This window comes from uncultured Maribacter sp. (assembly GCF_947500405.1).
Lineage (GTDB): Bacteria > Bacteroidota > Bacteroidia > Flavobacteriales > Flavobacteriaceae > Maribacter_B.
In genome coordinates, this window is sequence record NZ_CANMRY010000012.1 from 24,623 (window position 1) to 50,294 (window position 25,672).

Genomic DNA, 25,672 nt, shown 5'->3' on the forward strand with positions numbered 1-25,672 from the left:
ATAAGCTCTTACAACACCTTTTTTAAGAGCTCTTTAATCTCCGAAAGCATCATTGCAGTAGCTCCCCAAACTACATAACCATTTAATTTAAAGGCAGGTACCCTAATAATTTTAGCATAAGAAGTACGTAAATCTTCTTCCACTATTTTAGTGTCATCCATAAAATCTGTAAGAGAAACCTCTACTACTTCTTCTACTTCAGATTCTTGTAAAACAAAAGGCTCCTCGTTTTCATACAAACCAATAAAAGGTTGCACTTGAAAATTACTTGGAGGTATGTATACTTTGGTTATAGGTTTTACTACTTCAATTTTATCTTCAGGAACCCCAACTTCTTCATAGGTTTCCCGTAAAGCAGTATCTAAAATTGTAGCATCTTCTTTTTCTTCTTTACCACCAGGAAATGCTATTTGGTTAGAGTGCACCCCTTTGTAAGTTTTCCTTAATATTAAAAGGATAAAAGTTTGCCCTTTAGAATTTGGATAAAAAAGAGCCATTACACCTGCCTTTCTAGGCTCTCTTTTTTCTAAATTCTCTTTTTTTAACTCCTCTAACCTTGTTGCAGGCATCATTTTATAATGAGAAGATTCTCCTGGAAGAGTTAAATCTTTTATTTTTGAAACTTGTTGTTTAAAAATTTTATAATCCATGTTATCTAAAAAATATATTTCTCTACTTACCTTGCTTCTTTTTTTAATAGGATGTAATGAGAAATCAAAAAATAATGTTACTAATAATACTACGAAAGAAATTGTTATAGATTCTGTTGTTACTGATTCTTCCAAAATAAAAGCTAAAGAAGAAAAATTTGAACTTACAGAAGATAACGCAATAAATTTCTTCTTTAATTACAATAAGACACTAACTGAAAACAAAGTAAAGATAACCACTAATTTAGGCAGTTTTACAGTTCAATTATTCGCAAACGTTCCTTATCATAAAGCTAATTTTATTTACTTAACTAAAAAAGGATATTTTAACAATACTCAATTTCATAGAGTTGTAAAAAACTTTATTATTCAAGGAGGAAACTCGGACGACTTAGCTACTTCCAAAAAAAGAAAAGAAATTGGTAGGTACTTGTTACCTCCAGACACCAGGAAAGGACATAAACACCATAGAGGAGTAGTTTCTATGCCTAGTAGCGAAATAAACAATCCACATATGTTAGCATCTCCATACGAATTTTTTATAGTAGTAACAAAACCAGGTTCTTACCACTTAGACGGAGAATATACCCCTTTTGGAAAAGTTATTCAAGGAATGGATATTGTAGATAAAATAAACAACCAAAAAGTTGGTAAAGGAGATTGGCCATCATCTAACATTTATATTACAAAAGCTGAAGTTATAGAATAATATTAAATTATTATGATCTATAAATATTGGGTAACGAAATTTCATATTTTACTGCTAAAATTCGTAAAGAAATTATTGAAATAATAGACACAACAAAAGCATAATCTGCTTTTAAAGGTGTTAATAGAAGTAAAAAATATACGGTTCCGCCCAAAATACAAACTGTTGCATATATTTCTTTTCTAAAAATAACTGGGATTTCATTACACAAAATATCTCTAATTACTCCTCCAAAACTTGCTGTAATAGTTCCTAAAGCAATACACATTATAGGGGTTAGCTCTGCAGATATTCCTTTTTCTATACCAATTAATGTATAAAAACCTATTCCTATAGTATCAAACAAAAAAAGTGATTTTCTAATGTATTTAAGTTTATTAACAAACAAAATAGCAACAATAACAGTAACTGCAATTGTTACCATATAAACAGGCTCTTTAATCCAAGTAACAGGCACACTACCTATTAGTAAATCTCTTACAGTGCCACCACCAACAGCAGTAACAAAACCCATTATAAAAACTCCAAATAAATCTAGTTTTTTCTCCATTGCAATAAGCACACCAGAAATAGCAAAAGCTATGGTTCCCAAAATATCTATAGCTAAATAAAACATTGTGTAAAACTAGTGCTTATTTATATATTATTTACTTAAAAAATATTGTGCTTGTATTGTAGAAGACAAACTACGAGAGCCTGTATTAGTATAAGTAATTTTTAAATTAGAAGAAAAATTTGGCTTTTTAAAATTAATAGCATAACAACTACATGGTTTACCTCTACCCCTTCTTCTATTAGAATTTAATAAAAATTCCAATGCTAATCCAGATACAATACCACCAAGGGTTGTATAAGCTACATCGCTATTATCCCAAACACCATAACCGGCTTTGTCCATAGCTTCTTTAATTACACCTGCTGCCAAAGCACTTCCTACAGCCCCAGCCCATGTCCATTTTCTATTGCCTTTAAATATTTTATTTGCAGTATATCCACCTACAGCCCCTATAGCTACTCCTGCAGCAAAATGTTTAGGGCTACTACTATCTGCAATTTGTGCATTGCTTTTAAAAAACAAGATTAATAAAACAACTAAAAAAAAGGCTCTCATAGTTTATCAATTGGGGAAAACATAATTTCAACAAATAGAACGCAAAAAAAACAATTTCAGTACTCACTATTTTTTTAACCCCTGACACATTGTGTCACTCCCTAAAATTAAGTTTGTAATTCAATAATCTAAAAAAACAACAATTATGACAAATGCAATTAACTGGTTTGAAATTCCTGTAGACAATTACGAAAGAGCTAAAAAGTTTTATGAAACAATTTTAGGAGCTACTATTACAGACCATCCTATGCCTATGCCTGGTAACTATGGTGTTTTTTCTTATAATGCAGAAAGCAATTGCGTTGGAGGAGCAATTATTAAAGCCGAGGATTACAAACCATCTATGGAAGGTTCTTTAGTATACTTAAATGGTAGTGATGATTTAAGTGTTGCCTTAGCTAAGGTTGAACCAGCAGGTGGAAAAATAGTTATGCCAAAAACGGATATTGACGAAAATGGCTTTATTGCTCATTTTATAGATACAGAAGGGAATAAAGTTGCTTTACATTCCATGGAATAATTAAAAAAATAAGATAGTGAGCCTAAATGATGGTTCACTATCTTTGATTCTAATGACGCAACTATCTAGACTTATAGCCATTCTTACCCTCTTAAAATCTAAACGAATTTTAACTGCAACAGAACTGTCTAATAAATACAATATTACCGTTAGAACAGTTTATAGAGATATAAAAAAACTAATAGATGCTGGCGTTCCTGTTGTTACTATTGAGGGAAAAGGGTATACCCTAATGGATGGTTATACCATAGCCCCTGTACAATTTACAGAAAAAGAAGCTAATGCTTTAATAACTGCACAACACCTAGTAACCAAAAGTAATGATAGCTCTTTTGTAACTGATTATAAAGATGCTCTTATTAAAATAAAATCTGTTTTTAAATCATCCATTTTAGAAAAAAGCGAACACCTTAGTGATAAAATACATGTTTTTGATACTCGAGAGAAAAACATTGCAAGTAATGCTCTTTCTGAAATTCAATTAGCTATTACAAATTATAATTACGTAGAAATAAATTATAAGAAAGCAAATGACAACAATATTTCTTTTAGAAAAATAGAGCCATATGCCATTTTTTCGACAGAAAATAAATGGATTTTAATTGCTTGGTGTTATATGCGAATAGAATATAGAGCATTCCGTATAGATAGAATACAACATTTTAAAATATTACCGGAAACTTTTGAAGATCGAAAGTTTAGTATAAAAACCTTTTTTCAAAATGACCCTTATGCGATTAAAAATAATGGAAAAAACAAATAATTTTCTATCCCTTATATGCAACATTTAGATAAACTTATACCTTTATTTTCTAAATTAAATTTAAATATTACCAATCTTATTTTTGAAAAAGAAAGTTTAGAGTATGAAGCATGTACTTATAATTTAAACTTTTTTAAAGTTATAAGTAGAAAAGCAAAAGTTACTCCAAAAAAAATTGGCCAGTTTGTAACCGTATGGAAAAGAAACAAAAAAAATATAACCACCCCTTTTAACCATAAAGACAATTTTGATTTTATAATCATTTTTTGCAAAAGAGAAGAAAATACTGGTGTTTTCATATTTCCAAAGCAAATACTAATTCAACATAAAATAATTTCTAAAGATAAAGAAGATGGAAAAAGAGGGTTTAGATTGTATCCCTCTTGGGATTGTCCAACAAATAGAACTGCAAAAAACACTCAAAAATGGCAAATTAACTATTTTTTAGAACTCGCCACAGAAAAATAAAAGCTATTTTTTTAATAAAAAAATAGCTTTTATTTTTATTTATCGTAATATTGCAATATTATAAAATACAAACTATGGGATTAGCCAAATCCGAAATGTTTACGGATAAACAAAATTTAATTTCTTCTTATGCTAAAGTGTTTGGGCATCCTGCAAGAGTTGCTATTTTAGAACATTTATTTGCCATTAATTCTTGCATTTGTGGCGACTTAGTAGATGTTATTGGACTAGCACAACCTACTATTTCTCAGCATTTAAAAGAATTAAAAAATATTGGCCTTATAAAAGGCAATGTAGAAGGTACTAGTGTATGTTATTGTATACACAAAGAAAACTGGACAGCAATGAAAGCTACAATTAACGAATTTCTAAATCAAGATATAAATTGTAACACAGATTGTTGTTAAAAAAATTTAATCACATTAATTATAATATTGCAATAAAACAATACACTATGAAACTATCAGAAATTAAACAACATTTAAACAAATTAGAGAATATTTCATTTAAGCTTCCTAATGGAGAATTAGTTCCTAGCCATTTTCATGTAACAGAAGTTGGTAAAATAACAAAGAATTTTATTGATTGTGGTGGCACAGTAAGAAATGAAGAAGTAGTTAATTTTCAATTATGGAATGCAAACGACTATGACCATAGGTTACACCCAGAAAAATTAGTGCATATTATAGAACTTTCTGAGAAAATTTTACATATTGGAGATTTAGAAATTGAAGTAGAATATCAAGGAAAAACTATAGAAAAATTTGGATTAGATTTTGATGGCACTAGCTTTTTATTAACTGGGAAACAAACAGATTGCCTTGCAAAAGACAATTGTGGCGTACCAGAAAAAAAACAAAAAATTCAACTAAAAGAGTTACAGAATACCGGAAACTCTTGCGCTCCAAACTCAGGTTGTTGTTAAATTTTTAAAAACCTTGTTCAATGTTATACAAAGATATAATCACGCAAATAGAATCTTTAGATACCGCAACTATTTCTGAAGAAAGAAAATTAATAGTAAGCCCGTTAATAGATTTTATAAAAAGTAAAAAAGAAGCAGAAGAAGATATTAGAATAAATTTTATTTGCACGCATAACTCAAGACGCAGTCACTTATCTCAAGTTTGGGCACAAACTATTGCTGCTTATTTTAATATAAAAAACGTTTTTTGTTATTCTGGAGGCACAGAAGCTACTGCTCTTTTTCCAATGGCTGCAAAAGCCTTATTAACCTCTGGCTTTAAAATTGAAACTATCTCTAACGAAAAAAATCCAGTATACAGTATAAAAAATGGAGACAACAACCACCCAATTATTGGCTTCTCTAAAAAGTATGACGATAGTTTTAATCCAACCTCTAAATTTGCTGCTATTTTAACCTGTTCTAGTGCAGATCAAGGCTGCCCTTTTATTGCCGGTGCGGAAAAAAGAATTCCTATAACTTATGAGGATCCAAAAGCTTTTGATAATACACCGCAACAAGAAGAAAAGTATCTAGAAAGAAGCATTCAAATAGCAACAGAATTATACTTTGTATTTTCAAAAATCAATTAAAAATGGCAAAAAAATTAAGCTTTCTTGATAGTAAATTAACATTATGGATTTTTATAGCCATGATTTTAGGTGTGGCTTTTGGAAATTTTTTTCCACAATTACCTAAATATATAAATGCAGCAAGTTCAGGAACTACAAATGTTCCTATAGCAATAGGGCTAATTCTTATGATGTACCCTCCTTTAGCTAAGGTTAATTATAAACTTTTACCAAAAGTATTTAAAGATGTTAAGGTATTATCTATATCATTACTATTAAACTGGGTTATAGGCCCTACTTTAATGTTTTTTCTTGCAATTACTTTTTTAAAAGATTATCCAGAATATATGATTGGCCTTATACTAATTGGATTAGCAAGGTGTATTGCCATGGTATTAGTTTGGAATGATTTAGCAGAAGGTAGTAGTGAATACGGAGCTGGTTTAGTTGCTTTAAATAGTATTTTCCAAGTTTTTGCTTACAGCTTTTATGCTTGGTTATTTATAACAATACTTCCTCCCTATTTTGGTTTTAAAGGTGCTATTGTAGACATATCTATTACTACAATAGCAGAAAGTGTTGCTATATATTTAGGAATACCTTTTACATTAGGGATACTAAGTAGAGTATTACTTGTAAAACTTAAAGGAGAAAAATGGTATACAGAAAAGTTTATTCCTACAATTTCCCCATTAACATTAATTTCTCTATTGTTTACTATAGTTCTTATGTTTTCTTTAAAAGGAGAATTAATAGTAGAAATTCCTTTAGATGTGTTACGCATAGCCGTACCGTTAGTTATTTATTTTGTATTAATGTTTGGTATAGCTTTTTTTGCGAGTAAGCTTGTTGGTGCTAATTATTCTAAAAATGCAGCTATTTCCTTTACCGCTGCTGGTAATAACTTTGAACTTGCTATAGCCGTTGCAATTGCTGTTTTTGGTCTAAATTCTGGCCAAGCATTTACAGGAGTTATTGGCCCTTTAATAGAAGTTCCTGCATTAATTTTACTTGTAAAAGTGGCATATAAATTAAGAAAAAGAGTATACTCCTAAGTTATTCTTTTTCTTAATTTATTTTTTTGTAACTTAAAAGAGATTATTACAATAACTTTGTACATATTATCTCCAAAAAAAAGATAAGAAAAGACAAAAAAACTTATCTAAATAGTATTAATAAGTCTTAAAGTTTACGAATGATAACAGCTCCTAACCATGTTAATGAAGAAGAAAGACTAAAAACTTTAAGGTCATATAAAATACTAGATACCCCTAAAGAAGTACAGTATGATAGTCTTACCCAAATAGCCGCAGAAATATGTGAAACCCCTATTTCTTTTATAAACTTTGTTGATAAAGATAGAGTATGGTCAAAATCTAATTATGGGTTAGAAGTAACAGAAGCTCCAAGAGCAGACACATTTTGTACTCATGTAATTGATTTTAAAAATGGTGTATTTGTTATTCCTGATGCTACTAAAGATAAACGCTTTAAAAACAATCCCTTTGTACTTAATTTTCCTAATATAGTTTTCTACGCTTCATACCCTATAACTAATAAAAAAGGCATAGCCATTGGTAACCTTTGCGTTGTAGATACTATACCGAGAGAACTTACAAAAATACAACTTAACTTAATTAAAGTTCTTGCAAACCAAGCAATGAATTTATTAGAGTGCCATAAAAACAGAAGAATAAAAAAAGAACTAGAAGAAAAAAATGTAGAACTAGAAAAATTTGCTTATGTAGCTGCACATGATTTAAAATCTCCACTAAATAACATATATTCTTTATCTTGTATATTGGCTGATATGTATACCGATAAATTAGGAAAAGAAGGAGTTACAATTGTAAATCATATTATAAACTCATCTAATAACTTAAAAAAGTTAATTAATGACGTTTTAGACTACAGTAAAGATTCTTCGATTTTAAAAAATAGTTGTTCTAATATTAACATCCTTAACTTACAAAATGAATTAGTAGATTTATTTTGTATTGACAAATCTATCTCTTTAAAAATTGAATCTGACTTAACAAGCATTAACACAAATTACACAGCTGTAAATCAAATTTTACAAAACCTTATAGACAATGCTATAAAGTATAACGATAAAGACACCGTTAAAATTAAAATTGGTATTAATGAAGATAAAGAAAAATATCATTTTTATGTTAAGGATAACGGTCCTGGCATTACACCTAGTAAACAAAAAAAAATATTTAACATTTTTCAAACAGCAACAAGCAAAGATAAATATGGAAATTCCGGCCATGGTATTGGCTTGGCTACCGTAAAAAAATTAATACAACAAATGGATGGTGAAATATCCTTAGAATCTACCAAAGAAATTGGCAGTAAATTTGTTTTTAGTTTTAATAAAATATTAAAATAAAGCTACTCGTATTTAGCACTTTTTTCCTTATCCTAACACAGTACCCCTCAATCTCTTGTAAAGGTTAGATGGCACTATATACTATAAAAATTTGACTAAAAATAAGTGAGTTATTTCTATTAACATTATAAAAATACTTTATCCTAAAAATTGTCGTTATATGCTAATACGTAATGTATTTCTTACATTTTATAGTTAAAAAAATAAGGGTAATGATAGCACCAAAAGAACATTTATATGAAAAAGAGCGTGTAAATGCTTTAAAATCTTACGACGTTTTAGACACGCTTCCTGAAGAAGACTATGACAATCTAACCAAGATTGCTGCTCAAATTTGTGGCACTCCTATCTCTTTAGTAAGCCTATTAGATGAAACCAGACAATGGTTTAAATCTAGACATGGTATAGATGCTACAGAAACCCCTAGAGAATTAGCATTTTGCGCTCATGCCATAAATTCTAAGGACAAAATTTTTAATATAAAAGATGCTAGAGAAGATGAAAGGTTTAAAGACAACCCTTTAGTTATTAACGACCCAAATGTAATTTTCTATGCAGGTGTTCCTCTTACTAATGATAAGGGGCTTCCTCTTGGAACTCTATGCGTTATAGATCATAGACCAAGAACTTTAACTCAAACGCAAAAAGATTCATTAACAGCTTTGTCTAAACATGTCATGAATCTTTTAGAGCTTAGAAAAAATAAAATCTTATTGGAAAATTCTAATAAAGAATTAGCTTTAAAGAATTCTGAATTAGAAAATTTTGCTTCCACAACTGCTCATGATTTAAAGGCTCCATTAAATAATATTTCTTCCATGTCTGAACTAGTTATAGAAAGCTATTCGAACAAACTAGAGGAAGATGGTTCTATAATGCTTGGTTATATTAAAACATCTTCTGATAAATTAAAAAAATTGATTGATGGTTTATTAAATTACAGTAAAACCTCTTCCCTATTACACTCAGAACGTACAACTGTTAATATTACTACGATAGTAGAAGACTTACAAACTTTATATGCCTTTGAAAGCTCTGTAAATTTATTAGTAAAAACTGATTTAAAAACCATAACTATTAATAAAACTGCGCTAGATCAAATTTTAATTAATTTAGTAGGTAATGCAATAAAATACGGTAATAAAGACGATTTAGAAATAATAATAGGAGTTTCTGAAAGCAAAGAAAATTATCATTTTTATGTACAAGATAATGGTCCTGGTATAGCTCTTAACCTACATGACAAAATATTTGAAATTTTTAAAACTGTAGGTGTAAAAGATAAATATGGCCAACAAGGAACTGGAATAGGTTTAGCTACCGTAAAGAAAATAGTTGAAAAACTAGGAGGAACAATTTCTGTTGAATCAGAAGAAGGTAAAGGTGCAAAATTCATTTTTAATATTTTAAAAGATACAATTCCAAATATTCCGTTAGTAAAAGAAGTTGCTCTTTAATATGTAGAGACTTTAGATTTTGTCTCCTTAAATTGTTGCATCATATCTTCTATAATTTCTTTTGCAGGTTTTATATCTGAAATTAAAGCAGATACTTGCCCTATCTCTAATTCTCCCTCATCCATATTCCCTTCAAACATTCCTTTTTTGGCTCTTGCCCTTCCTAATAGTTTTTTAAGTTCCTCAACTGAAGCACCAGATTTATAGGCATTTTGAATATCCTGATAAAACTTATTATTTAATAAACGAACAGGAGCTAATTCTTTTAAAGTCAACTTAGTATCACCTTCCTTAGCATTTACTACCATTTCTTTAAAACGCGTATGAGAAGAAGCTTCTGTAGATGCGACAAACCTACTTCCTATCTGCACAGCATCTGCCCCTAAAACCATAACTGCTAACATTGCATTTCCGGTAGCTATACCTCCTGCAGCTATAATTGGTATTTTTATATGTTGCTTAATTAAAGGAATTAATGTTAATGTAGTAGATTCGTCCCTTCCATTATGACCACCTGCCTCAAAACCTTCTGCAACAATAGCATCTACCCCAGCTTCTTCTGCTTTTAAAGCAAATTTTAAGCTACTTACAACATGTACTACTATTATACCTTGAGATTTAAGTTTTGACGTCCAAACTTTAGGATTCCCAGCAGAGGTAATTACAATCTTAACTCCAAGTTCTATTACTATATTTATTATTTCCTCTAAATCTGGGTATAACATAGGAATATTAACCGCAAATGGTTTATTGGTAGCCTCTTGGCACTTAAGAATGTGTTCTCTTAACACATTAGGATACATACTACCCGCCCCAATAACTCCTAAACCACCTGCATTAGATACTGCAGATGCTAATCGCCAACCACTTGCCCATATCATTCCGCCCTGAATAATAGGATGTTCTATTCCAAGTAACTTTAATATTTTATTTTTCATATCCCAAAATAAGCATATTAAAATTATGCTATAACTCCAGAACCTAGCAACTCATCTTCCACATACCAAGCTACAAATTGCCCTTCAGTAATTGCAGATTGGGGTTCTCTAAAGTCTACGTATAAACCATTTCTAGTTTTAACAACAGTAGCATCTTCTAAAGCTTGTCTATACCTAATTCGGGCTTTAACTTTTAAAGATTCCCCAGATTTTAAAGACAAATCTGGCCTTATCCAATGTGTCTCTTCATTGGATACAAAAAGAGTATTTCTATATAAACCTGGGTGACTTTTTCCTTGCCCAGTATATATTACATTTTCTTCTACATCTGTATCTATTACAAATAATGGTTCTTTTGTTCCTCCTACATTTAAACCTTTCCTTTGTCCTTTTGTAAAATAATGTGCTCCCTGGTGTTCCCCTACTTTTTTCCCTTCAGAAATAGAATATATTGGCTTTTCTGAAGAAAAATACAGTTTATCTTCCTGACTATTAAAACCTGTAACTTTTCGCGTATAAAAAGGATGCGTATTTGGTATTTCTACAATAATTCCTTTTTTAGGCTTTAACTTTTGTTGTAAAAAATCAGGTAATCTTACTTTACCTATAAAACATAGTCCTTGGGAATCTTTTTTATCCGCTGTAATTAAATTCATTTTTGCAGCAATTTCTCTAACCTCAGGCTTTTGCAACTCTCCTATAGGAAACAATGTCTTAGATAATTGTTCTTGAGATAATTGACATAAAAAATAAGATTGGTCTTTATTTTGATCCTCCCCTGCTAAAAGTTGATATGTTTCTGTACCATTATCATTTTTTATAGTTCCTTTTCTACAATAATGGCCTGTAGCAACATAGTCTGCTCCAAGTTGCATTGCTATTTTCATAAAAACATCAAACTTAATTTCTCTATTACAAAGTACATCTGGGTTTGGTGTTCTACCCATTTCATACTCTCTAAACATATAATCTACAATACGCTCCTTATACTCTTTACTTAAATCTACTGTCTGAAAAGGTATTCCTAACTTCTCCGCAACTATTAATGCATCATTACTGTCTTCTAACCATGGGCATTCTTCTGATATTGTAACAGAATCATCATGCCAATTTTTCATAAAAAGGCCTATAACATCATATCCCTGCTTCTTAAGAAGGTATGCAGCAACACTTGAATCTACTCCACCAGAAAGGCCTACAACTACTTTTTTCATTCTAAAAATTATATAGCCTACAAAAGTACAAAATTACCTTGTTAGCAGCTTCAAATTCAAATTTCTCTTCAAAAATTATATTTTGTTTAAATTTTTTATATATTTGTTAAACAAAAAATATGTATTTACATATAGCATAGATTGTTAATATACAATAACTTATAAAACACAACACTAACTATTGTTTATTAATTTAATATAAAAATTAAACAAATTAATTAAAATTTAAGCCATGGAAAAACTATTAAAAATGAAGCGTTTCTTATTACTCTCCTGTTTTTGTATTACACTTTTTTCTTGTGATAAAAACGATGATATAACAGAAGAAAAATCAACCGAACTTAACATTACTGCAACAGCACAAGCAACAGAATCTCTAAGCTCTTTAGTTGCTGCTCTAGTACAGGCCGATGCAGGCTTAGTTGAAGCTCTAGCCAATGAAAATGCCACCTTTACTGTTTTTGCTCCAACTAATGACGCTTTTACTGCTCTACTAGGAAATTTAGATGATTTTGATTCTTTAGAAGATTTTGACACAGAAGAAGAAAAAGCTTTACTTACTCAAATTCTTAAATATCATGTTATTGCTGATATTGCTGCAAAATCTACAGATCTAAGTGATGGACAAATGATTACTACATTGCAAGAGGAAGATGTAACTATTGCTCTAGAATCCTCTTCAGTTAAGATAAAAGATAAAACAACGACAGAAGCTACTGTTACTGCAGCAGATGTAATTGCAACCAATGGCGTTGTACACCTTATAGATAAAGTACTTTTGCCACAGGCAGTTATTGATGCCATTAACTCTCCCGGTAACTTAGTTAGTATTGTAATAGAAACAGAGCCACTTTCCCTATTAAAAGATGCTGTTATAAAAGCTGATTTAGTAGAAACTTTATCTAGCGAAGGCCCTTTCACTGTATTTGCACCAACAAATGATGCTTTTGTAGCACTATTAGATGTTCTTGGGGATGATTATAATAGTTTAGATGATTTTGACACTGCAGAAGAAATTAATTTATTAAAAAACATTCTTCTTTTTCATGTAATACCAAATGCTACAGTAAAAGCAGGAGATTTAACTGCAGGAGAAGTAGGAACTGCATTCACAAACAACTCTATTAGTATTATAGATAACCAAGGAACTTTTGTTATAGGAGATGCATCTGATGTTAATACAAATATAACTGGCACAGATATTATAGCTTCAAACGGAGTAGCACACACCATAGACAAAGTCCTTTTACCGCAAGCAGCTATAGATTTTGTTACAAGCTTAAATCTAAAAACAATAGTAGAATTAGCTGTTGCTACTAACGACTTAAGTGTTCTTGTTAGCACTTTGCAACAAGCAGATGCTGGTCTAGTTGAAACCTTGTCTGGAGATGGGCCATTTACAGTTTTTGCACCAACAAATGATGCTTTTGTTGCACTATTAGAAAGCTTAGGAGATGAATATAATGCTGTAAGCGATTTTGATACAGAAGAAGAAAAAACTTTACTTGTTAAAATACTTACCTATCATGTAATTGGTAACACTACTGCCTTATCTACCGATTTATTTGACCACCAAGAAATTACAACTCTACAATCTGAAAAAATTACAATTAGTTTAACAGGTGGAGTTTATATTACTGACGCAACGGATACTCCCGCACAAGTAACAGCTGCAGATGCTATTGCTAGTAACGGTGTTGTTCATATCATTGATAAAGTTTTGTTGCCACAAGAAGTTTTAAATATACTTAATCCAAATATTGTAGGAACAGCACAAAGTGTTTCAGATTTAAGCCTTTTGGTGGAAGCTCTTATACAAGCTGATGCTGGTTTAGTTGAAACTCTAAGTGGAGATGGGCCATTTACAGTATTTGCTCCAACTAATGCTGCTTTTGCAAGTCTTTTAGACATTTTAGGCAATAATTATAATAGTTTAGCAGATTTTGATACGGAAGAAGAAAAAGCTTTATTAGCCAAAATACTTACCTATCATGTTGTTTCTGGTACTGCTGTAGAATCCTCAAGTTTAACTAACCACCAAGAAATAATTCCTATACAAGGAGAATCAATTTTTGCATTAGTTGGCCATGGTGTAGGATTAAGAGATAAAACAGCAACGGACGCAAATGTTACTACAGCGGATGTTATGACAAGTAATGGTATTGTTCATATAATAGACAAAGTATTATTACCGCAAGAAGCATTAGATGCTTTAGGACACTAAAAATCCCCGAGATATTAATTAAGTATAGTTTCTATTTCGCTTTTTGAATCCCTTTTCATTACTATTCTATAGTTTTGTGAGGGATTATTTTTGTTTAAAAAGTAAAAACGTAAGAAAAAACTTTCTATAATAATTTAATTTTTTTTTCTTAAAAAAGTTAAACAACATATCAAGAACCTTTAGCATACAAAATCACCTATTTGACAACTAATACTTTTTAAAACTTTAAAAGGGTTGCATCTTTGAAATCCCAAATCTTACCATAGACTTTTAACAAAAAAAGGCTCCTATTAAAATAGGAGCCTCTTTTTTATGTTCTACTGTCTTATTATTTCTTTTTCTGCGCTTCTGCTTGTTCCATCATTTCGCGCATTTTCTTTTGGAATTTGTTTTCCTTTTTAGGTTTGGTTTTATTTTCTTGTATTTGCGCATGAATTTTAGCGTCATCTAAAATAAACTTCTTTATAACCAACATAATCCCTATTGTAATTAAGTTAGATACAAAATAATACAAACTTAATCCACTGGCATAATTATTAAAGAAAAACAACATCATAAAAGGCATTAAATACATAATAAATTTCATGTTAGGCATACCCGGTTGTTGTGGCATGTTTTGCCCAGTAGTCATTTGCATATAAAAGAATATTGCTATAGATGCTAATATTGGAAATAAACTAATATGATTGCCATAAAAAGTTGATATTACTGGAATATGCTGCGACCATTCAAAAATAGTATCAAAAGAAGAAAGGTCATCTGCCCATAAAAAAGATTTTTGCCTAAGCGCAAAAGACGTTGGAAAAAACATGAATAATGCATAAAAAATTGGCATTTGTATAAATGCTGGTATACAGCCACTCATAGGGCTTACTCCTGCTTTATTATACAGCTTCATAGTTTCTTGCTGCTTTTTCATTGCATTGTCCTTATACTTTTCTCCAAGCTCTGTAATTTCTGGTTTTAGCACCTTCATTTTGGCTTGCGATAAGTAAGATTTATACGTTACAGGAGACATTGCCAAACGAACTAAAATAGTCATAACAACAATTGCAATACCATAAGGTAAGAAAGAGCTTAATAAAGAGTAAAATGGCGTAAATACATATCTATTTATCCATCCAAAAATACCCCACCCAAAAGGTATAGAATCCTCTAAGCCTAATTCTTTATACTCCGATAAAACTTTTACATCTGTAGGGCCATAATACCAATTTAAATTTTCAGAAATTTCACCTCCTTTAATCTCTAAAGGCACTACAGAACTATATTCTTTGGTAAACTTGTCTGTTTTATTTTCTTCTTCTACTAAATTTACAGAAGCTAAGTCTGCGCTTTTAAAAGAATTATCATTTGCTAAGATTGAGCTAAAGAAATGCTGTCTATAGGATAACCATTTCACATCTTCCTCTTTCTCATCATCATCACTACTTTCAGAAAGTTTACTTATTTTACCATCTTCATGATTATAGGTTAACCTAGTATATCTGTTTTCATATTGTATACTTTTAGAATGACGTATCCCTTTTAGTTTCCATGATAATTTTACAGGTTGACTTGTATTAATTACCCCATTTAAACCTTGCGATTTTACAGAAAAATCTATTAAATAATCTCCCTGCTTCATTTCATAACGATACTCTAAAAACTGATTTGCCGAAACCTTAGCTTTCATAGAAAGTACAGAGTTACCGTTATTCTCTGTTAAAGTAGGTTCAAAATATAAATCTTGTGTATTTAAAACTCTATTATCTGATGTAGAAAAATTTATTCCAAAAGAAGCATTACCATCTTTTACCAAATAAACCGGAATAGAGTCATAGGTAACAAAGGTTTTCATCTTTGCTTCTATAATTTGACCGCCTTTATTACTAACTTTTAAATAAACTAAATCATTTTGTATTTCTGTAATACCCTCAGAAGGGGAAGTATAACCAAAAGCACCTATTGTACTTTTATAATTAGCAACTGCTGTAGAATCTTGTAAATTTAGTACAGGAGTTTTATTTTCCTCTGCTATTTGAGGATTCTGATTTTCTGATGCCTCTTTGGCTTCTAAAAGTTCTTGTTTGGCTTTCTGAGCCTCTACCTCTTCTGGAGTTGGCTTGTTTTGATAAAACATGAAAAGGAGAATTCCAAAAATAAGCACAAAGCCAATAATAGATTTTACATCTAGTTTTTTTTCTTCCATAAGGATAACCTAATTATAATTCGGTAATTTATTAGTTAAAACTTGAGCAAAAATAAGCCCATTTGTTTTTTCATGCCATTGTGGCACTATTATTCTTTTTTATGACGTAAAGCTGCTTTAACAAACCCAACAAATAAAGGGTGTGGATTTGCAACCGTACTTTTGTATTCTGGGTGGTATTGCACACCTATAAACCAAGGATGGCTAGCAATTTCTACAATTTCTACTAATCCTGTTTCTTTATTAATACCTGATGCTATTAAACCTGCAGCTTCTAATTGTTCTTTGTAATCATTATTAAACTCATATCTATGACGGTGTCTTTCTGTAATGTCTAACTGATTATCATAAGCTTTAGAAACAAGGCTATTTTCTACTAAATGACAATCCCAAGCACCTAAACGCATAGTACCACCTTTATTAGTTATTGTTTTTTGCTCTTCCATTAAATTAATAACAGGGTCTGATGTGTTTTCTTCCATTTCTGTAGAATTAGCATCGGCAAGACCTAAAACATTTCTAGAATATTCTATAACCGCCATTTGCATTCCAAGACAAATCCCTAAAAATGGAATTCCTTTTTCTCTTGCATACTGGACGGCTTTAACTTTACCTTCTATACCTCTTTCCCCAAAGCCTGGTGCTACCAAAATACCATCTAACCCAGTTAATTTACTTTCAAAATTACTTTTGGTTAAATACTCCGAGTGTATAGATTTTACATTAACACGAACTTCATTCACTGCTCCCGCATGTATAAAAGCCTCTAAGATAGATTTATAAGAATCTTGTAATTCTACATATTTACCAATTAAACCTACAGTTACTTCATTTTGCGGATTCTTGTGTTTTCTTAAAAAATCTTTCCAAGTACCTAAGTCTGGCTCTACTGTATCTGGTAAGGCTAATCTTTTCAAAGTTACTGTATCTAAGCCTTCTTGCTGCATTAAAATAGGAACATCATAAATTGTAGAGGCATCTATAGATTGTATAACGGCTTCTCTTTTAACGTTGCAAAAAAGTGCAAGTTTCTTTTTTATATCGTCCGATATTTCATGTTCAGTTCTACAAACAAGAATATCTGCCTTAATACCACTTTCCATTAATGTTTTAACAGAGTGCTGTGTAGGCTTCGTCTTTAATTCACCAGCTGCAGAAAGATAAGGCACTAGTGTTAAGTGTATTACAATACCATTATCATCTCCTAATTCCCACAACAACTGCCTTACAGCTTCTATATATGGCAAAGACTCTATATCACCAACAGTACCTCCAATTTCCGTAATTACAATATCGTAGTCTCCAGATTTTCCTAAAAGCTGGATACGGTGTTTAATTTCATTTGTAATATGAGGTACTACCTGTACTGTTTTCCCTAAAAACTCTCCTCTTCTTTCCTTTTCTATTACACTTTGGTAAATTCTACCAGTAGTTACATTATTAGCTTGTGAGGTTCTAACATTTAAAAAACGTTCGTAATGCCCAAGGTCTAAATCTGTTTCTGCACCATCATCGGTAACATAACATTCTCCGTGTTCATAGGGATTAAGTGTTCCAGGATCTACATTAATGTATGGATCTAACTTTTGGATTGTAGTCCTATAACCGCGAGCCTGCAATAACTTTGCAAGAGAAGCTGCTATTATTCCTTTTCCTAGAGAAGATGTAACCCCACCGGTTACAAAAATATATTTAGTCTGTGACATGAAGCGTTAGGTTGATTTCTTAACGCGAGCAAAAATACAAATTGCTAAAGGAAATTAAAGATAATCCTTAGGAAAATCTTTCTGTATTTTATGAATTAGAGATTCTAGACCGTTTACTTTAATTTCATGCATAGCACTAAGTAAGTTTCCTAATTTTCCTTCTGGAAAGCCTTTTTGATGAAACCATGTATAATATGGTTCTGGTATATCTACCAAATAACGTCCTTTATATTTTCCGTAAGGCATTCTATAATGAGCCAATTCTATAAGTTTCTTTTTATCTGGTTCTATTTTCATTTTCTTATTTATTACCATAACTTTATTCACGTGTCTAATAAATTCATTATAATTACATTACATGTAAAAAACTATAAACCAGCAAATTAACAACATGAAAAGAAGAACATTTATTGGCACATCTGCCGCTGCATCTATTGGATTAGTTGCTTGCAAAACCGCTAATGTGCAACAAAAAGAGCAAGATATAGGATTTAAACTTAAAAATAACATTAAACACAGTGTTTGCCATTGGTGCTTTAAAGATATTCCTTTAGAAGATTTTTTAAAAACTTTAAATATACTTGGCGTTACTGCTGTAGATTTAATGGGGCCTGAGAAATGGCCGTTATTAAAAAAATATAATATTCATAGTGCCATGTGTAATGGTGCCGAAATAGGACTTACAAAAGGTTGGAACAACCCTAAATATCATAAAACATTAATTAAAAACTATACAGATATTATCCCTAAAGTAGCTGAGGCAGGTTACACAAATCTTATTTGCTTTAGCGGAAATAGAGAAGGAATGGACGATAACACTGGTTTACAAAACTGTGTTAACGGGTTACAACAAATAATGCCCTTGGCTGAAAAACATGGTGTAGTTCTACAAATGGAGCTTTTTAATCAAATTAATCATCCAGATTATATGTGCGATACTTCTGCTTGGGGTATAGAACTATGTAAAGCATTAGGTTCTGAAAGTTTTAAATTACTTTATGACATTTACCATATGCAAATTCAGGAAGGCGATATTATACGTTCTATACAAGACAATCACCAATATTTTGGCCACTACCATACTGCTGGCGTTCCTGGAAGACATGAGATAGATGAAAGTCAGGAATTATATTACCCTGCAATTATGAAAGCCATTTTAGCTACTGGTTATAAAGGATATGTTGCGCAAGAATTTATTCCTGCTAGGGAAGGTAAATTAGACTCCTTAAAACAAGGGTTTTTAATTTGCGATGTTTAACTTATACAATGATTATGAAATCAATTACAAAAATAATGCTGATTTGTTTTGCTGTATGTATTTTGACAGCATGCGAACAAGAAGATACTAGTTTTTATGAGGAAACTACTAATTCCAATAATAAAGATAAAAAAGAGCACGATATTTCTTCTGAAATAAAAAACACAACAAATGCCAGTTCAGGAGGAATTCGTTTATGTGCTGGTGGAGCTTAAAATTTAAACTAACAAGCGCTTATATCCATTATTATATGCGCTTGTTTTTTTCAACCATATACTTGAAACTTTTATTAAAAGCATATTACTAAATATCTGATAGCCTCCTAAGAAACTCTTCTTTTCTGCGTACTGCGACTTCTACATAAGCACCTTCTTTCATTATAGCATACCCTCCCTTGCCCTTTACATATTTATCTACCATCAATAAATTAATTAAATGAGAATGATGTGTTCTAAAAAAATTATGTAATTCTAAAAGATTTTCAAAATATTTAAGGCTTTTTGCTACTGTTATTTTTTTATTCCCTTTAAGATATATGTGGGTATAACTAGTATCCGATTGACATCGGATTATATTCAAAATATCAATGAGCGTTAAACCTTCTACTGTAGGCACAGCAATTTTCTTTAAACCACTATTCTTTTTCTCTTCTAAATTATGAAACAATACTTCCATTTTTTTAGATAGTTCTTTTAGAGAAGATTTTTGCTTTAACTTTTCAATAGCTTTACCAAACTCTTCTTTATCTATTGGCTTTAACAGATAATCTAAAGCTGAAAATTTAAATGCTTCTATCGCATAATTATTATAAGCAGTTGTAAAAATAATCTCAAAATTTATAGCAGAAAGCTGTCTTAATAAATCGAATCCAGTTTGCTCATAAATCTGGACATCTAAAAAAACTACATCTGGCAATTCCTCTTCAATACTAATCTTCGCTTCTTCCACCGTAGTGACTACTTTAACTACAGTAATACTATTAACATACTTTAAAAGTAGTTTTAAAAGTCTATCGATACAATGTTGCTCATCATCAACAATAATTGCTCTTATCATATATTTAAAATCTTAACTCTAATGGTAATTTTACTTCAACCCTTACACCCTCTTCTTTATCTACAATTGCAACACTACTTTTAGAACTTTTAAGTTGATTAAGAATAGCTAATCTATTTTTTGCGATTTTCACCCCCATTGATGTGTGGCTTGATAATTTACCAAGCATATTTTTTCTTCCTACTCCATCATCATCAACACTACAAATAACTACCTCACCTTGTTTACAAAAATCTATTTGTATATTTCCTTCTCCTTTTTTTGGGGCTATTCCATGCCAAATACTATTTTCTATAAATGGTTGTAAAATAAGAGGAGGCAACATTGTATTTTCCAAATCAATATCTTTATCTATGTGAAATACACATTTTATTCTTTCTTTCAATCTTAAAGACTCTATTTCTATATACAACCGAGTTAACTCTAAATCCTCTTCTAAGCTTATTCGTTTCTTCTCTGAACTTTCCAGAATCGCACGTACTAATTTTGAAAATTTTATTAGATATTCACTCGCCGTTTCTATATCATTTTTTGCCATATAATCTCCTATAGAGTTCATGGCGTTAAAAATAAAATGAGGGTTCATTTGAGATTGCAAAGCTTTCAATTCTGTTTCAGCAACCTTAGCTTTGAATTCCGCAATGCTTTTTTGCTCCATTGCATCTCTTTTTCTTTTGTATAAAAAATAACCAATTATAGACACTAAAAACACCCCAAATGAAACTAAAAAGAATACATTTTTGATTAGTATTTCTTTTTCAATTTTAGCCTTAGAAATAATCTCTTTTTGATTATAAATAGCTTTAAGTGAATCTTTTTCTTTTCTATACTTATACGTTGTTTCTATACGAGCAATTTCTTCCTTTTTCTCCACAGAATAGAAACTATCTCTCATTACAAATGCTTTGATTTTAGTTTCATAAGCTTTTTTATAACGACCTACACTTGCATTAATCTTAGAAATTTTTTCTAAAGCTCTATACTGCGCTTCAATATTATTTACTTGTTCTGCATACGTTAAAGCTTTTTGATAATGAGATTCTGCTAAAACAGAATCTTTATTAATATTTAAGTAACATAGACCTAAATAATTATGCACCTCAGACAAATTATTACTATTCTTAAATTTCTCATAAATAGTTTTAGTTTGCAAAAAGTAAGGAAGTGCTTTACTATATTCTAAATCATCTGCATAGACCCCTCCAATATTCGTAAGCGCATTAGCAACCCCTCTTTCATTATTTATTTTCTTCATTATCTCAAAAGCCGACTTAAACTGCTCTATTGCTTTTTTCTTATTTCCTTTCTCCTTATATATTGAACCAATATTAGCCAATGTATTAGCCAAACCTTCAGAAAAATCTATTTTTGCATAGATTTTTTTTGCCTTTTCATAATATTCCATCGACAGGCTTAACTTATTAAGCCTAGTATATAACAAACCAATGTTATTACACATATTAGCATAACTCATGTCATTCGACAAACCCAAATTTTCATAAATTTCAGACGCTTCTAAATAACTATCCACCGCATCTGGATATGCTGAGAGGTACATTTGATTAACACCAATACTATTAAGCATTTTCGCCATTAAAAGACTATCCTTTTCTTCTTTAAATACCTCATAAGCTTTCCTATTATTTTCAATAGCTTTTATATAATTTGATTGATTAAAATATACCAATCCTTTATTATACACTAATCTGGCAACTGCTTTTTTATTATTTTCTTGATTATGGATTTCAATAGCCTTATCGTATAACTTAATAGCTATAGAATCTTCTCCTTTTGCGCTATGATTATGGCCTTTATGAGAATAAGCAGTTGCTAATTTTGAAAAATCTTTTATTTCTTTAGCCAGTGAAATAGCCTCCTTTGAAACCTCTATACCCTTTTCCGGATTAATCGCATAATAAAAATACCCTAACTCATTTAATGCATTAAGTTTTACAGAATCTTGCGGATGATAATTTTTTAAAAAAAGCTCTAATGAATCAATTTTTTTCTGCTGACTAAATCCCAAAAAAATGAAAGAAAAGAAAATGGAAGTGAAAAAACTTGTTTTCATAAATTATATCAGAATATGTAGGGGGAGGTAGTTTTTCAAATGTAATAGTTTTGCGCCATAACTTTTACATAAACACTTACTATTTAATAAAATTCAATTAAAACAATAAAAAAATAACCTCCTTAAAATCAGTCAATAAAACAGTTATAATTGATTTCCATACACTAATCTTCCAAATGAACGCATTTAACAAACGTGCATCTGTTTCTCATAGAAGGAACACTATTTTTGAATTACAACTAAAAAAATACGGAAAATGAGAGTTCTACCACTATACGCTCTGTTATGCATGTTTTTAAATATAGGGTTAGTACATAGCCAAGACAATACAAATACTAACGGAATAAAAGAGATTGATAATGCCAACAAAACCATAGAAAATGCAAACTCTTCTATAAAAAGCACAAACCAGTCCGTAAAAAATACTGTCGATAGTTCTAAAGAAACTATAGCAACTATCGGCTCCCTTTTTGGCTCTAAAAAGAACAAAGAAAATAAAAAAAGTGAAGACATTGTTCTTATAACTGTGCAGCAGGTTAGTTATGATACGGAGCAACTAAATTCCTTATACAACCGTATTACAAAAAGTAAAGGAGTTAAAAAACCAATTAAAAAATTTAGTAAAGGAACAGCACTGATAACAGTCAATTACAAAGAAACTGCAGATATGTTATGGCAAAGCATTCCTAAGCAAGAACGAAAATCATTTAAAATGGTAGAAATCTCCGACAATAATATCGTTGTTCAATTTTATGAGGACAATTAACCAATCACTAAAACCACTAAAAATCATGAAAAAACCTTTTACAATTATTGCGTTCATCGCGGTAAGTTTTATTTTCACCAACTGCTCTAAAAAAGACCCTCTTGGTGTTCTTGATAGTTTAGAAGCTATAGAGTGTGCAAATAAATTATCTAAAATAATTGATGATGATTCTGATGACTGTACTGAACTATTAAAACTAATTAATGAATTAGAAAATTCTTGCGGCAGCTTTTTGTCTGAAGAAAGTAAAAAAAGCATTGTAGAATTAAGAGAATCTTGTGAAGCAAACTAAAGTACATAATCATGAAAAAAATAATTTACATACTATTCTTTATTATTGCTTCTCAAAGTTACGCACAAGAATTTAACATAGGAACTAATGTTATTAATGCCGGAATAGGTTTTGGTGGTAATTTTGGAAATTACACCACCTCTTCCCAAAGTCCTAGCTATAGTGTTGCCTATGAAAGAGGTATTTGGGAAGTTCCAGGACCAGGAGTCGTAAGCTTAGGAGCATATTTAGGTACTAAAACTTATAAATATAATTACACCTTTGGAAATGATAAATGGAATTATACTATAATTGGTATTAGAGGTGCATACCATTATAATGGTTTAGAAATAAAAAATTTAGATATATACGCAGGAGCAATGTTCTCTTATAATATACTTTCTTATAAAGGATCTTCTGGAAATTTTGGAAGTAAACCTAGCGGTACAGCTTTTGCTGGTGGTAGGTGGTATTTTTCCAAAACTTTTGCTGCTTTTGCTGAAGCTGGGTATGGTGTTGCATATTTAAACCTTGGAGCATCTATAAGATTCTAAACTATTTGAATTTATTACTAAAAACAACCTGTTCTTTTTTAGATAGAAAATGAAAAAAATAACAACTCTTTTATGTTTACTAATTTCAATTTCCTTTCAGAATTGCAGTGAAATTACAAATATTGAAGAAGAACAGGAAAGAGAGTTAGAAGAGCAGGAACTGGAAGATACCTCTAGACTTCCCTTTAAAGTTAAATGGTCTATAAATAGAACCAAACAGCAAATACAGCACGCTTTTAGGAGTTTTCTTCATGTATCAGACCATGGTTTATATTATTATAATCCCGTAGGAGAAAATGGATTCTTAAGACTTAATAAGGAAAATGGTGCAAGTTTATGGACTTTAAAAGACGAAACTTCTGTTCCTCCTTATGCGTTAAAAAAAATTGGTAATTATTTATGGGTATTAGCTTTTGATATAAACGACCCTACAATTTTAAAAATAAATCCTGAAAATGGCTCTGTATTATTCTCGAGAAAATCTGGTGTATATCCTTCGATTGTATCTAACAACTCTTGGTTTGGATTAAGAAAAAAATCTACCGTGCTATATAATATGGAACTAGAAACAGGAAATGATATTGCAGTTTGCGATGAATTTAGGGTTGATAATATTAGAAACTTTCTTGTTAAAGAGGATAAATTAGTCTTAATGGATGTTAGAAGAGGATCGAGAAGCCTACTCTCTATAAACCCAAATACTTGCGGTATTTTTTGGGAAATTCAAGAAGGGGATGAAGCAAACTACGGACACCTTAATTATTTTTCTTTCGCAATAGATTTAGGTTCCAAAATTTTAAGCACAGGTGCAAGTTATTTTATTATTCGCTCTCCCATTACCGGTGAAGCTGAGTTTAAATTTCCGTTAGATGCTACTAATAATCTTAAAATAACACACATGCTTCATGACAAAAATAAAAGTGTCTTATTTTTTCATGATAATATTACTGGAAAAGTAGTTGCTTTTAATTGGTTTACTAAGACTATAATTTGGGAATCTGAAATACAAAATAGAGAAGTTGGCCAACTATTCTTAGTCTCTAATAGACTGTTTTTGTATAGTAAAAACAATAATCTATATGAGCTTAACACAGAAAATGGTAATACTATTTCAGAAAAAGAAATAAAGGTTCTGCTCCCTTTTGAAATTGCTACTGTTTCTTATGCAGTTAATAGACTAGAAGATAGTTATGGTGAAGAATATTTTAGAGTATTTGGTGATGAAATTTACTATACTACAGAAAAAAGTACCGTAGTATCTGCAAGACTAGAATAAAACTACTTCAAAGCTTCTCTTATTTTTTTATTCCAACGTAACTGCTCTTCTAGGTCTCTAGAAAAATTAGTTTCTTTATCATAAAGGTTTTGATAATCATTAAGCTCTTTCATAACCGCATTATAGATAAACTTTACTTCTTTTTTTAGACTACCATGGGTAAAGGTTTTAGAGTCTAGTTTTTTCTTTAATTTTCGAGCATAAAGTTCTGAAATATCAAAATGTAATTGCTCATGACTCAAAATAATAGAATCGCACAATGAAGGGTTGTACCAAGATTTTTCAGGATAAAAATAAGTGCTAACAGCAAAACTTACTTTTAGTTCTCCTCTTATTCTTTGAGCAGAATACTTATAAGTAAAACCACTTGCGGTTGTAGCAGCTGCTCTACTGGGTACAGGAACCCTTCCTCTAAAATCTTTCCAAGTTAACTTATCTTGTGCTTTCCACAGTATTGTAGAATACTCTTGCGCACTTACTATAGATACACTAAAAAATAATAGAATAAAAAATCTTAGTGTACCCAATTAAATATGCT

The 25,672-nt window shown here is 30.7% G+C and carries 28 protein-coding genes; 17 read left to right on the plus strand and 11 right to left on the minus strand.

The window, feature by feature from the left end; genetic code table 11:
- Positions 1-8: 8 nt before the first annotated feature.
- Complete coding sequence (locus Q0945_RS14595) at positions 9-650, minus strand: CoA pyrophosphatase (protein ID WP_299435877.1); 642 nt, start codon at positions 648-650, stop codon at positions 9-11.
- Between Q0945_RS14595 and Q0945_RS14600 the strand changes: the two genes are divergently transcribed.
- On the plus strand, positions 649-1,359 hold the full coding sequence (locus Q0945_RS14600) for a peptidylprolyl isomerase (protein WP_299435880.1): 711 nt from the start codon (positions 649-651) through the stop codon (positions 1,357-1,359). The genes Q0945_RS14595 and Q0945_RS14600 overlap by 2 nt on opposite strands.
- 10 nt (positions 1,360-1,369) lie before the next feature.
- Here the strand turns inward: Q0945_RS14600 and Q0945_RS14605 are convergent, their stop codons facing one another.
- Positions 1,370-1,975, minus strand: coding sequence for a trimeric intracellular cation channel family protein (locus Q0945_RS14605; protein ID WP_299435883.1), 606 nt, complete (start codon positions 1,973-1,975; stop codon positions 1,370-1,372).
- A 27-nt stretch (positions 1,976-2,002) separates the two neighbouring features.
- Positions 2,003-2,470, minus strand: a complete 468-nt coding sequence (locus tag Q0945_RS14610) for a hypothetical protein (protein WP_299435886.1) — start codon at positions 2,468-2,470, stop codon at positions 2,003-2,005.
- Between the two features lie 145 nt (positions 2,471-2,615).
- On the opposite strand from Q0945_RS14610, the gene Q0945_RS14615 reads away from it, so the two are divergent.
- The 9 genes from Q0945_RS14615 (at position 2,616) to Q0945_RS14655 (ending at position 9,609) form a co-directional block, all read left to right on the plus strand.
- Complete coding sequence (locus tag Q0945_RS14615; protein ID WP_299435889.1) at positions 2,616-2,990, plus strand: VOC family protein; 375 nt, start codon at positions 2,616-2,618, stop codon at positions 2,988-2,990.
- Positions 2,991-3,042: 52 nt separating this feature from the next.
- Positions 3,043-3,753 (plus strand): YafY family protein, encoded by a 711-nt coding sequence (locus tag Q0945_RS14620; protein WP_299435892.1) that lies wholly within the window; start codon positions 3,043-3,045, stop codon positions 3,751-3,753.
- 15 nt (positions 3,754-3,768) lie between these two features.
- The gene (locus tag Q0945_RS14625) at positions 3,769-4,221 is read left to right on the plus strand and encodes a MepB family protein (RefSeq protein WP_299435895.1); all 453 of its coding nucleotides are present in this window, start codon (positions 3,769-3,771) and stop codon (positions 4,219-4,221) included.
- A 74-nt stretch (positions 4,222-4,295) separates the two neighbouring features.
- Entirely contained in the window at positions 4,296-4,628 is a 333-nt protein-coding gene (locus tag Q0945_RS14630) for a metalloregulator ArsR/SmtB family transcription factor (protein ID WP_299435898.1), read from the plus strand.
- A 47-nt stretch (positions 4,629-4,675) separates the two neighbouring features.
- On the plus strand, positions 4,676-5,146 hold the full coding sequence (locus Q0945_RS14635; protein WP_299435901.1) for a DUF6428 family protein: 471 nt from the start codon (positions 4,676-4,678) through the stop codon (positions 5,144-5,146).
- A gap of 20 nt (positions 5,147-5,166) precedes the next feature.
- Entirely contained in the window at positions 5,167-5,778 is a 612-nt protein-coding gene (locus Q0945_RS14640) for a protein-tyrosine-phosphatase (RefSeq protein WP_299435904.1), read from the plus strand.
- Positions 5,779-5,780: 2 nt separating this feature from the next.
- On the plus strand, positions 5,781-6,812 hold the full coding sequence (arsB, locus tag Q0945_RS14645) for an ACR3 family arsenite efflux transporter (RefSeq protein ID WP_299435907.1): 1,032 nt from the start codon (positions 5,781-5,783) through the stop codon (positions 6,810-6,812).
- A 140-nt stretch (positions 6,813-6,952) separates the two neighbouring features.
- Entirely contained in the window at positions 6,953-8,152 is a 1,200-nt protein-coding gene (locus Q0945_RS14650; RefSeq protein WP_299435910.1) for a GAF domain-containing sensor histidine kinase, read from the plus strand.
- 212 nt (positions 8,153-8,364) lie between these two features.
- Positions 8,365-9,609, plus strand: a complete 1,245-nt coding sequence (locus Q0945_RS14655) for a GAF domain-containing sensor histidine kinase (RefSeq protein ID WP_299435913.1) — start codon at positions 8,365-8,367, stop codon at positions 9,607-9,609.
- On the opposite strand, the gene Q0945_RS14660 is transcribed toward Q0945_RS14655, so the two are convergent.
- Together Q0945_RS14660 and mnmA are read right to left on the minus strand one after the other, a co-directional pair.
- Entirely contained in the window at positions 9,606-10,547 is a 942-nt protein-coding gene (locus tag Q0945_RS14660; protein ID WP_299435916.1) for a nitronate monooxygenase, read from the minus strand. The genes Q0945_RS14655 and Q0945_RS14660 overlap by 4 nt on opposite strands.
- A 23-nt stretch (positions 10,548-10,570) precedes the next feature.
- The gene (gene mnmA / locus Q0945_RS14665) at positions 10,571-11,761 is read right to left on the minus strand and encodes a tRNA 2-thiouridine(34) synthase MnmA (RefSeq protein WP_299435919.1); all 1,191 of its coding nucleotides are present in this window, start codon (positions 11,759-11,761) and stop codon (positions 10,571-10,573) included.
- 232 nt (positions 11,762-11,993) lie between these two features.
- On the opposite strand from mnmA, the gene Q0945_RS14670 reads away from it, so the two are divergent.
- On the plus strand, positions 11,994-13,985 hold the full coding sequence (locus tag Q0945_RS14670) for a fasciclin domain-containing protein (protein WP_299435922.1): 1,992 nt from the start codon (positions 11,994-11,996) through the stop codon (positions 13,983-13,985).
- 328 nt (positions 13,986-14,313) lie between these two features.
- Here the strand turns inward: Q0945_RS14670 and yidC are convergent, their stop codons facing one another.
- The 3 genes from yidC to Q0945_RS14685 form a co-directional block, all read right to left on the minus strand.
- Positions 14,314-16,176 (minus strand): membrane protein insertase YidC, encoded by a 1,863-nt coding sequence (gene yidC / locus Q0945_RS14675; RefSeq protein ID WP_299435924.1) that lies wholly within the window; start codon positions 16,174-16,176, stop codon positions 14,314-14,316.
- A gap of 89 nt (positions 16,177-16,265) precedes the next feature.
- Entirely contained in the window at positions 16,266-17,882 is a 1,617-nt protein-coding gene (locus tag Q0945_RS14680; RefSeq protein WP_299435926.1) for a CTP synthase, read from the minus strand.
- Positions 17,883-17,936: 54 nt separating this feature from the next.
- Complete coding sequence (locus Q0945_RS14685; RefSeq protein WP_299435928.1) at positions 17,937-18,179, minus strand: DUF3820 family protein; 243 nt, start codon at positions 18,177-18,179, stop codon at positions 17,937-17,939.
- Positions 18,180-18,273: 94 nt separating this feature from the next.
- Here Q0945_RS14685 and Q0945_RS14690 point away from each other — a divergent pair, with 94 nt between their 5' ends.
- Together Q0945_RS14690 and Q0945_RS14695 are read left to right on the plus strand one after the other, a co-directional pair.
- Positions 18,274-19,140 carry a TIM barrel protein gene (locus tag Q0945_RS14690; protein WP_299435930.1) on the plus strand — a complete coding sequence of 289 codons (867 nt, stop codon included), beginning with the start codon at positions 18,274-18,276 and terminating at the stop codon, positions 19,138-19,140.
- A gap of 14 nt (positions 19,141-19,154) precedes the next feature.
- Positions 19,155-19,355 (plus strand): hypothetical protein, encoded by a 201-nt coding sequence (locus tag Q0945_RS14695; RefSeq protein ID WP_299435932.1) that lies wholly within the window; start codon positions 19,155-19,157, stop codon positions 19,353-19,355.
- Positions 19,356-19,443: 88 nt separating this feature from the next.
- On the opposite strand, the gene Q0945_RS14700 is transcribed toward Q0945_RS14695, so the two are convergent.
- Positions 19,444-20,196 (minus strand): response regulator transcription factor, encoded by a 753-nt coding sequence (locus Q0945_RS14700; protein ID WP_299435934.1) that lies wholly within the window; start codon positions 20,194-20,196, stop codon positions 19,444-19,446.
- A gap of 4 nt (positions 20,197-20,200) precedes the next feature.
- Complete coding sequence (locus tag Q0945_RS14705; RefSeq protein ID WP_299435936.1) at positions 20,201-22,267, minus strand: tetratricopeptide repeat protein; 2,067 nt, start codon at positions 22,265-22,267, stop codon at positions 20,201-20,203.
- Between the two features lie 256 nt (positions 22,268-22,523).
- On the opposite strand from Q0945_RS14705, the gene Q0945_RS14710 reads away from it, so the two are divergent.
- Genes Q0945_RS14710 through Q0945_RS14725 form a run of 4 tightly spaced genes read left to right on the plus strand, consistent with a single transcriptional unit; the run spans position 22,524 to position 25,134 of the window.
- Positions 22,524-23,033 (plus strand): hypothetical protein, encoded by a 510-nt coding sequence (locus Q0945_RS14710; RefSeq protein ID WP_299435938.1) that lies wholly within the window; start codon positions 22,524-22,526, stop codon positions 23,031-23,033.
- A gap of 25 nt (positions 23,034-23,058) precedes the next feature.
- The gene (locus tag Q0945_RS14715) at positions 23,059-23,325 is read left to right on the plus strand and encodes a hypothetical protein (protein WP_299435940.1); all 267 of its coding nucleotides are present in this window, start codon (positions 23,059-23,061) and stop codon (positions 23,323-23,325) included.
- A gap of 11 nt (positions 23,326-23,336) precedes the next feature.
- Entirely contained in the window at positions 23,337-23,858 is a 522-nt protein-coding gene (locus tag Q0945_RS14720; RefSeq protein WP_299435942.1) for a hypothetical protein, read from the plus strand.
- A 49-nt stretch (positions 23,859-23,907) separates the two neighbouring features.
- Complete coding sequence (locus Q0945_RS14725; protein WP_299435944.1) at positions 23,908-25,134, plus strand: PQQ-binding-like beta-propeller repeat protein; 1,227 nt, start codon at positions 23,908-23,910, stop codon at positions 25,132-25,134.
- A gap of 2 nt (positions 25,135-25,136) precedes the next feature.
- On the opposite strand, the gene Q0945_RS14730 is transcribed toward Q0945_RS14725, so the two are convergent.
- Positions 25,137-25,661, minus strand: a complete 525-nt coding sequence (locus Q0945_RS14730) for a DUF922 domain-containing protein (protein ID WP_299435946.1) — start codon at positions 25,659-25,661, stop codon at positions 25,137-25,139.
- Positions 25,662-25,672 lie beyond the last annotated feature (11 nt).